9 protein-coding genes and 1 pseudogene are annotated in these 8255 nt (G+C 68.6%); 4 read left to right on the top strand and 6 right to left on the bottom strand.

The genetic code is table 11. From position 1 onward, the window contains the following. The first annotated feature begins 485 nt into the window (after positions 1 to 485). Positions 486 to 803 (top strand): hypothetical protein, encoded by a 318-nt coding sequence (locus tag RHODO2019_RS06530; RefSeq protein ID WP_265384185.1) that lies wholly within the window; start codon positions 486 to 488, stop codon positions 801 to 803. 178 nt (positions 804 to 981) lie between these two features. Here RHODO2019_RS06530 and RHODO2019_RS06525 read toward each other — a convergent pair whose 3' ends face one another. Together RHODO2019_RS06525 and RHODO2019_RS06520 are read right to left on the bottom strand one after the other, a co-directional pair. Continuing rightward, entirely contained in the window at positions 982 to 1296 is a 315-nt protein-coding gene (locus RHODO2019_RS06525) for a site-specific integrase (RefSeq protein ID WP_265384918.1), read from the bottom strand. A 421-nt stretch (positions 1297 to 1717) separates the two neighbouring features. Then, on the bottom strand, positions 1718 to 2857 hold the full coding sequence (locus tag RHODO2019_RS06520; protein WP_265384184.1) for a tyrosine-type recombinase/integrase: 1140 nt from the start codon (positions 2855 to 2857) through the stop codon (positions 1718 to 1720). Between the two features lie 474 nt (positions 2858 to 3331). On the opposite strand from RHODO2019_RS06520, the pseudogene RHODO2019_RS06515 reads away from it, so the two are divergent. Further along, positions 3332 to 3761 (top strand): annotated as a pseudogene (locus tag RHODO2019_RS06515) (transposase); the annotation flags it as partial. Positions 3762 to 3813: 52 nt separating this feature from the next. Here RHODO2019_RS06515 and RHODO2019_RS06510 read toward each other — a convergent pair. Genes RHODO2019_RS06510 through RHODO2019_RS19320 form a run of 3 tightly spaced genes read right to left on the bottom strand, consistent with a single transcriptional unit; the run spans position 3814 to position 6625 of the window. Beyond that, positions 3814 to 4719 (bottom strand): LLM class flavin-dependent oxidoreductase, encoded by a 906-nt coding sequence (locus RHODO2019_RS06510; protein ID WP_265384183.1) that lies wholly within the window; start codon positions 4717 to 4719, stop codon positions 3814 to 3816. 44 nt (positions 4720 to 4763) lie between these two features. After that, positions 4764 to 5774: a class I SAM-dependent methyltransferase gene (locus RHODO2019_RS06505; protein WP_265384182.1), complete on the bottom strand. Its 1011-nt coding sequence runs from the start codon at positions 5772 to 5774 to the stop codon at positions 4764 to 4766. After that, positions 5720 to 6625 carry a GNAT family N-acetyltransferase gene (locus RHODO2019_RS19320; protein ID WP_354005586.1) on the bottom strand — a complete coding sequence of 302 codons (906 nt, stop codon included), beginning with the start codon at positions 6623 to 6625 and terminating at the stop codon, positions 5720 to 5722. Before RHODO2019_RS19320 ends, RHODO2019_RS06505 begins: the two co-directional genes overlap by 55 nt. On the opposite strand from RHODO2019_RS19320, the gene RHODO2019_RS06495 reads away from it, so the two are divergent. Further along, positions 6624 to 6815 carry a hypothetical protein gene (locus tag RHODO2019_RS06495; RefSeq protein ID WP_265384180.1) on the top strand — a complete coding sequence of 64 codons (192 nt, stop codon included), beginning with the start codon at positions 6624 to 6626 and terminating at the stop codon, positions 6813 to 6815. The genes RHODO2019_RS19320 and RHODO2019_RS06495 overlap by 2 nt on opposite strands. After that, positions 6812 to 7201, top strand: a complete 390-nt coding sequence (locus RHODO2019_RS06490) for a type II toxin-antitoxin system death-on-curing family toxin (protein ID WP_265384179.1) — start codon at positions 6812 to 6814, stop codon at positions 7199 to 7201. Before RHODO2019_RS06495 ends, RHODO2019_RS06490 begins: the two co-directional genes overlap by 4 nt. A gap of 55 nt (positions 7202 to 7256) precedes the next feature. Here RHODO2019_RS06490 and RHODO2019_RS06485 read toward each other — a convergent pair whose 3' ends face one another. Beyond that, the gene (locus RHODO2019_RS06485; RefSeq protein ID WP_265384178.1) at positions 7257 to 8237 is read right to left on the bottom strand and encodes a phosphotriesterase family protein; all 981 of its coding nucleotides are present in this window, start codon (positions 8235 to 8237) and stop codon (positions 7257 to 7259) included. Positions 8238 to 8255 lie beyond the last annotated feature (18 nt).

Below are 8255 nucleotides of genomic sequence, written 5' to 3'. Positions count from 1 at the left end.
CTGCCGTCAATTCATGTGCCGTCAACTCATGTGCCGTCGAAAAAATCTCCCGAGGTGGTGATCTCTACGGGACGAGCGGGGAAAGCCGAGCTAAGCGACCCCGCAAACTGGTCTGGAGCACCCGAGAACGGCACCAGAAATGGACGCGCCATGTCCCGCTCCCGAGATACCCCGCACGAGCCGATCTTCGACTGCGATCGAACCGAGTTTGCGGAGCGTAGCCGCCGCAGTCGGTGTGTGACAAGCGCCCAACAGCGATGCTCATCAGAAAGATCGACTACGCATCGAGGGCCGCCACGCCCGGTTCACGCCTGATCTGCGAGCAGGGCTGTCTGTGGCGGTCGTGGTCGGTGTGTGAGATGACGAGAGTGCCTGTCCGGTGGGACAATCATGGTTGCTGAGGCCATGGTTGGACCGAACGGGGAGGCACCCCCGAGGTGACGAAGATTCGGCGTAGTCGCGGGCCACGGAAGCGGGCTCGCCGGATGGTGCGGTTCGGGGCGCCGGATGCCTCGCTGACCGGATCGGCGGGGGTGCTCGCGGTCGGTGAGCTGATGGACCGGCTCCACCTCCCCCCCGGGCACCCCGAGAACAACACCGTGTGGATGTGGGCCGCGGTGCTCGCCGGGAACCTTCCCACCCTGCTGCAAGCGCTCACCGGCATCGACACCGGTGAGCAGGGTCGCGCCCACGTTGACCGGCTGCGCCACCAGCTGCTGCGAGTGCCCGCCCGGGCCCTTCGCCACGCCCGCGGCCTCACCCTGCGACTACCCCCTGCCACACCCTGCTACCCCAGGTCATGACCACCCTGCAGGCCCTACCCGCCCCCAGCGGCTGACACCCCTCACCCCATCCCAGCGACCCGAGGAACCGGAACCCACCCACCCGGGGCGACACCGCGCAGCACCCCCACGCCCGGACCCCCAACCAGGCCAACATCTTGATCAACTACCTGCTCGGCGAACTACTCGCGGATTCGGGTCAGAGGCTCTTCACAATCGAGAGGGCAGGACGGGCCCGAACGCCGGCTTTCAGCAGCGACCGGGCGATGTAGTGGGTGAGGTTGCGGAACCCGAGGGCTGAGCCACGCAGGTGCTCGACGCGGCCGTTGAATCTCCTACGTGGGGTGGGCGCTGCCCTTGCCCAGACGCCTCCCGTGGGTGTTGATGAGCAGTGCTGGCATTTGGCGGCCGGCAGCAGCGCCGCGCGGGTGGTGAGGTAGCCGTTCAGGCCGGCGGCGACGGTCGGGTGCAAGGGCAGCAGGCGGGTCCTTCCGTACTTCCAGGTGACGGTCAACGTCGCCTGCCTGGACCCGGCGCCAAGGTCGACGTCGACGTCGAGCGCCTCGCCGGTGCGGATCTCGGTGGCGGCCTGCAGCGCCAGCAGAGCCGCAAACGTGACGGCCCGGATTGGTGGCCGCAGCTCGACGGCGGCGGCCAGCAGGGCGCCGACCTGGCCCTCGGTGTAGATAATCGGTGTGGGCCTGCTTGCCCGGGCGGGCAGCAGACGCCTAAAGGTGACTGCGCATCAGCGCGTTTCCTCTAGCGCTTGTCCGGCTTGGTGTCCGGTAAGAGGGTGCCTCACGACACGGGCAGGCTGCTCCTAAAACGAACGGGCTGAGCCGGGAGTGCTTTGCCGCGGTTCGTTACCGCTCGACCGCGGCGAGGGCGGACAGGGCGGCGGCGATCTGGTGGTCGCGGCCGGCGGCGGCGTGTTGTTAGCGCATCGCGGCAGCCGGGCTGGAGTGTCCGAGTCGGCTCATGAGCTCGGCGAGGGTGGCGCCGGTGGCGGCGGCGAGGACGGCCCCGGTGTGGCGCAGGTCGTGCCACCGCAGATCAGGGCGCCCCGCGGCCACCCTTGCTGTGTAGAACACCCGGTACAACGTGGCGGGGGCGAGGTGCTTGGTCGGGTCCCCGGCGGAGGGGAACAGCAGGGCGTTCTGCCCCCGGTCCTGGAGCTGGTCGAGGTGGTCGGTGAGGAGTCCGATGATGTGTGGGGGGATGGCGACGTCCCGTTTGCCGGCGTCGGACTTCGGTGTGCCGACGACGATGACGCCGTCGGCGCGGGCCACCCCCCGACGCACCCGGAGCACCCCGGTGGTGAGGTCGACGTCTTTGCGGCGGAGCTCGGTGAGCTCCCCGAACCGCAACGCACACCACGCCGCCAACAAGGTCATCACCCGGTAGCGCGCTGGCATCGCCGCCACCAGCCAACCCAGCTCCTCCAAGGACGCCGGACGCACCGCCGCCACCCGTTTGGTCGCGCTCGCCCCGCGGACCCGGCACGGGTTGACCGTGCACTCGTCCTCGGCGACCGCGGAGTTGAACATCGCCTTCAACAACCCGTACGCATGCGCCCGCAACGTCGGGCGGGACTCGTCCAGGGTGTGGTGCCAGTCCGCGACCTGCCGCGGTGTCACCTGCGCCAGGGTCTTGCGCCCGAACGTCGGCAGGATCTGCCGGTCCAGCAACGACTGGTAGTGCACCCGGGCCCTCGGCTTCAGATCCCGCCGCGCCAACCACGACGCCGCGTACTCCCCCACCGTCACCGGCACCACCACCACCAGCGCCTCCGCGGTGCGCAGGCTCGGCGCCACCCACGTCTCCGTGGCCAGGCGCCGCTGCTCCCCACCCAGCCACGCCTCCGCGGTGCGCAGGCTCGGCGCCACCCACGTCTCCGTGGCCAGGCGCCGCTGCTCCCCACCCAGCCACGCCTCCGCATCAAGCTTCGCCGCGAACGTCTCCAGACCCGTGTGACGAACAAGGTCAGGACCCACGTAAGACGCCTGAAACCGGCGCGACGGTAACCTTCGGACGTAACCGAAACCCCGGTGATTCGCCTTCCCGGCCACCACCACTCCTCGCCTCGTGCGATCCACGTGCGATCCGAGGGAACAACCGAGTCACCCCATGTCCACCAGTGTCACCACGACCAACGGGGCGTTATGCCTGATCAGGGGCAGTTTCTGCAGGTCAGACACCAGAACCGTAAACAGGCCGGGTCCTGATTCAATCCCAGTATCGCGCACCACGCTTGACCTGCAGTGATGATCCGCAGGCACCGTCGTCTACGCAGAATGCGTGCAGAACCATCGCCTGTGATCGCAATCAACGCGTTGCAGGTGACGACCGGCGGATGTTGCTCGATGTGTTGCTTGGTCTGAGCCAGCGCCCATGGAACCGTGCGATCCGTTGGCCCGCTATTTCGCCTCGTAACCGAGCTGAATCTCCGCCGGTCGCTCGACGCATCCGGGGGCACGACCCACTATCGCGGCGTGGTTCTCAGACCCACGGGCCCGAAAACCGGATCCGGCTCCACCGGAGACGCCTGCCCGTGGGTGCGGGCACTGCTGCACTCGGTCTACGACCAACAAGACGCAGCCTCGGTCAAGGCCCAGAACAACAGGGTCCTGGACGCCTTGGTCGAACAAGCAGCCCAAGGTCGCCGGCCGCCTGGACACCGCCCGCGCCGACGCCCTCGTCTTCACCAACCTCCCCCCGGAGATCTGGCGCCAGATCTGGTCCAACAACACCCAGGAACGCCTGAACCGGGAGATCCGCTGCCGTATCGACGTCATTGGTATCTTCCCCGACCGCGACTCCCTCATCCGCCTCGTGGGCGCCGTGCTGGCCGAGCAGCACGAGGAGTGGACCGAAGGCCGCCGCTACCTCGGCCGCGACGTCCTCACCCGCAGCCGACCCCGACCCGCCACCGAGCAGGAGGTGCCCACCCCGACCACTGTGCCGACGCTCAGCGCCTGACCCGACACCAAGATCACGCGAAAACCATCACCTCGGCGAACGACACCAAACATCAGGGGCTCGGCCCGACGGCGGGGGCGAAGGCGTCGAGGATGTAGTCGAGCTCGTCGACGCTCTGGTTTGGCGGGAGGGTGACGATCGGCATGTCGGTGCCTGCAGCGTGCCAGCGTTCCAGTCCCTGCCGGGCGGCGGCGGCGGCGCCCCACAGCGTCAGCTCGTCCAGCAGGACTTCCGGCGTGTGCCCGGTCCCGGACATGACCTCGTCGACGGCCGCGGCGAATCCGAGCTGCCGCAGCCGGGTGGCGTAGAGCGGCCCCATGCTGGTCAGGTAGAACTGGACCCACCATGACGCCAGCGCCCTGGCTTCTGCCGGGTCGGGTGACACCGCCGCCGGAATGAACGGACACACCTGCGGCAGCGTCCGGCCGATGGCGCCGTCTTCCAACAGCTGGACCCCGTCCTGCAGCGCGGAGACCGGGAACAGGAACGGTCCCCAGCTGTCCGCCACCTCGCCGCACACTCGGATCGCGGCAGGCCCGAGCCCGGCCAGCATGATCGGGACCGGGGACGGGCCGACAGCCAGCCGCAGCCCGCGCCCACCGCCGGCCGGCGCTACTCGCTCGCCGTCGAGCAGCGCGCGTACCTGACGGACCACCGCCGCGAGCCGAAGCACCGGCGCGCGGAACGGCACGTCGTGCAGGCCCTCGGCCAGCGCCGGGCTGCCCGCACCCATGCCAAGGACGAACCGTCCGTGCGAGATCTCGTGCAAGCTTGTCGCGAGCATGGCCATCTGCGCGGCGCTGCGACCCCAGACGTTCAGCACGCCCGTCCCGATCCAGATCCGGCTGGTCCGGGTGGCGACCTCAGCCAGCAGCACCGACGCATCGTGCCCCCACCCCTCGGCCAGGAAGAACGCGTCGTAGCCGAGTGATTCGGCGCGGGTGGCGACGTGCAGCACGACGTCGCGCCTGGTCTCGAGCGGGGTCAGGCCGACGGCAAGTCTCATGTCGATGCCTTGCTGGACAGGATCGTCTTGGTCGTCTCGGGGATCAGCACCTCGCTGGGCGCAGGCACGAAGCCGTGGTCGCGCAGCCGCCCGGAGAGGGCGTCGGCGGAGAATGAGACTCCGTCGCTGCGGTACGCGAGGTACTGCAGGAACCAGAGTGCGGCGAACTCGGGCCCTGGCGCGGCGTCGTCGAGCATGAAGTCATGGACGATCAGCAGGCCGCCAGGTGCCAGCGAGGTCTGCGCTCTCGCGAGCACGACGTCGATCTCGGCGTCACCCAGCGCGCTCAGAAGGTAGGACAGCAGGACGACGTCCTGGTCAGACGGCCACGGCGTCTGCACGGCGTCGCCGGGCAGCAGGTCAATGCGCGCGCTGAGGCCGGCCTCGTCACGGTAGGTCCTGGCAACGTCGAGCACGGCCGGGAAGTCCAGGACAGTCGCCGTGAGGCGCGGGTTACGTGCGCACAGGGCAATAGAGAACGCCCCGCTGCCGCCCCCCACGTCGAGCATCGTGCGCGCGCCCCCCAGCGGAGTCCGTTCGGCAAGAACGCGTGCCGCGGCGCGCGACCCGGCGTGCTGAGCGGCGGTGAACGTGCGGGCTTCCTCGGGCCGCGACAGCAGGTCGGCGAACGTGTCGAACGCCACTCCGGTGCCAGCCAGTCCGGCGTCCAAGTGCACCAGCGCCGGGTAGATCTGCTGGGCGACCTGGAGGCGGAAGTACTCGCCGAAGTCGGAAGGTGCGCCCCGCACCAAGTACCGCTGGGACGCAGGCGCGTTGGTGAAGGACTGCCCTTCGGCGACGATCACGCCTATCGACGACAGCGCGTGCAGCAGCGTCTCCAGCCGGTGCGCCGCGATACCGGTGGCCTCTGACAGCTCGGCGGTGGTGCGCGGCCCAGCGGCCAGGTGGGTGAACAGGTCGACCCCCAGTGCGGCGAACAACGCCTTCGAGGCTATGAACCCGTAGGCGATGCTCGACAACTCACGACGTTCGGTGACGGCCCGCATCTGCGCTCCTTCAGCCCGGTCGGACGCAGCCCGGTCGGACAGCGCCTCGGTCGACCTACGGTGACGTGGTCGGCTTGCAATCGGATTGCAGCGCTCGACCTGTGAAAATCAACTGTGACGCTCCACATCTGGAGCCGCTGGAGGTGGCGGCACAAGCCCCAGTCCCGGACGCGGGTCGGGCCCCCGTCAGTGTGCGGATTTGGGCCCACGCCGACGGCGATCCGATCGACCTCACCGCTGAGCAAGCCCAGGCCTCGGGCTGGCGATGATCGAGCCCGCGGCCGGTCTCCGTGAGGTGCAGGCAGGTAACCGTCCAGGTGCTCCCGTGAGGGTTCGACCTTGTGGGCACCGTCGGGGGTAAAGCCGTTGCGGGCGTAGAAAGCGCGGGCGCGTAAATTGTGCTGGGCCATCCACAACGAGGCGGGTTGGTCCCCGAGTGCGGCGTAGAGCAGGGCTTGGCCGAGGCCCGTGCCCTGGTGGGCGGCGAGCAGGTAGAGGCCGACGAGCTCCACCTCGCGGACGGGTGGCTTGTCGCGGCTGGGGGCGGCCGACGCCGAGCCAACGATCTGGTCGTCGACCACAGCCACGAGGGCAAGGCCGGGGCCTGGGGCCGCCAGGCGTTGGGCCCAGTGTCGGCGGCGCTGGTGGACATCCTGTGCCGCGAGGAAGGCCGGGGAGAGCAGGTGCACGTAAGCCTCACGCCAGCAGGCCACGTGGACATCGCCCAAGGCCGGAGCATCGTGTGGCACCGCCGCGCGAATTGAGCCGACTCCTGTCACGTCCTGCAGGGATGACGTGTGCGCGCGAAACGCGAGCCAACTATGGTACCGCGGGTGGTACCGTCGGTACATGGCAATGAATCTTCGGCTCACCGACGAGGACACGGAAGCCCTGCGTATCTACGCCACTGTGCACAGCACGTCGATGCAGCAGGCCGCCATCGACGGGATCCGACAGATGCTGCACGGCGAGCGGCGTGCCCGGCTCATCCGGCACATCCTCGACGAGGACCGCGAGCTGCTGCACCGCCTTGCCCAGTGACCTACTTCCTCACCCTGGAGGACGTCACCGAGCTCGGTATTGCGCTGATGGCCGAGGAGGACACAGATTTCTTGATCGCCGACGCCGGCCTGCTCGACTCCGCGCTGATGCGGCCACAGGCCAGCGTCTTCGGCGAACCCGCCTACCCAACGGTGCTGGTGCAGGCAGCGGCACTGATGCACTCACTGACCCGCAACCACGCTCTCGTGGACGGCAACAAGCGCATGGAGTGGGCGGCTACCAAGCTGTTCCTGCGGTTCAACGACCTCGCGCTGCGCGCACCCTCACCCGAGGTCGGCGAACGATTCTTCCTGGACGTGGTCGATGGATCCCTCCTCGTTCCGGAGATCGCCGAACGTCTGGCGAGCTGGTCCACGCCGATCTGACCGGTGGACGATCCTCCCGTGGGACACCTGAGCGCCCAGCCCTGAGGTTGGTGGCTCAGCCGCCGAAGTAGCGGCGTGGGTTGTCTACAAGCATGGCGTTGATGTCCTGGTCGGAGACCCCGGCCTGCCGCAGCGCGGGCAGCACGTGGTCGGAGATGTGGTTGTAGTTCCAGTTCGGGGCGGCTTGGTTCAGCAGGTCCTGCGCGGCTGCCCCGCTGAAGTAGTCCATGTAGCAGGCCGCGTCGTGGGCGAGGACCATCCGGTCGGTGTACCCCGCCGCCGCGAGGGCGGCGATGGTCGCCACCCGTTCGGCAGTCGGGTTGAACATGTCCAGCCCGAAGCGGTCCATGCCGATCGTGGCCCCCCGGTCCATCAGCCGTCGCAGGTAGTCCAGGTCGTTGGAGTCACCACTGTGGCCGAGCACCACCTTCGTCAGGTCCACCCCCTCTGCCTCGAACAGGTCCAGGGCGATGGTTCCGGTCTCATGGGCGGCGTTGGTGTGGACGGTGATCGGCACACCGGTTTCGCGGTGGGTCGCCGCGACCGCCCTCGCCACCCGTTCAACACCGGGTGTCAGGCCTTTCTCCTCGACCACGCACTTCAGGAACGCCGCCTTGACCCCGGTGTCCGCGATGCCCTCGCGGATGTCGGAGATGAACAGGTCCGCCAGCAGCTCAGGGCCCTCCAGCAGGGTGCCCGGGCCCCGGTAGCCGAAGTAGTGCGGTAGCTCGTCGAAGGTGTACAGCCCGGTGGCGACGATGATGTTCAGCCCGGGAACTTGCTCGTTGATGCGCTGGACGCGGGGGATGTAGCGGCCGAGGCCGATCACGGTCGGGTCGACGATCGTCGTGATCCCGCGCTCGACCAGCGCCGTCAGCTTCTCCACCCCGTCGGTCACCCGGGCTTCCTCGTCCCACCAGTCGCCGCCGTAGTTCTCGAGGATCTCGGTGCTCAGCACGAACACGTGCTCGTGCATCAGCGTGGAACCCAGCTCAGCGGTGTCCACCGGACCGCGAACCGAAGCAACCTGCGCCATGCGACCTCCTCCAGGAAG

It is taken from the genome of Rhodococcus antarcticus (genome assembly GCF_026153295.1).
In the GTDB taxonomy this organism is placed as follows: domain Bacteria; phylum Actinomycetota; class Actinomycetes; order Mycobacteriales; family Mycobacteriaceae; genus Rhodococcus_D; species Rhodococcus_D antarcticus.
This window is presented reverse-complemented; position numbering and strand designations above follow the sequence as displayed.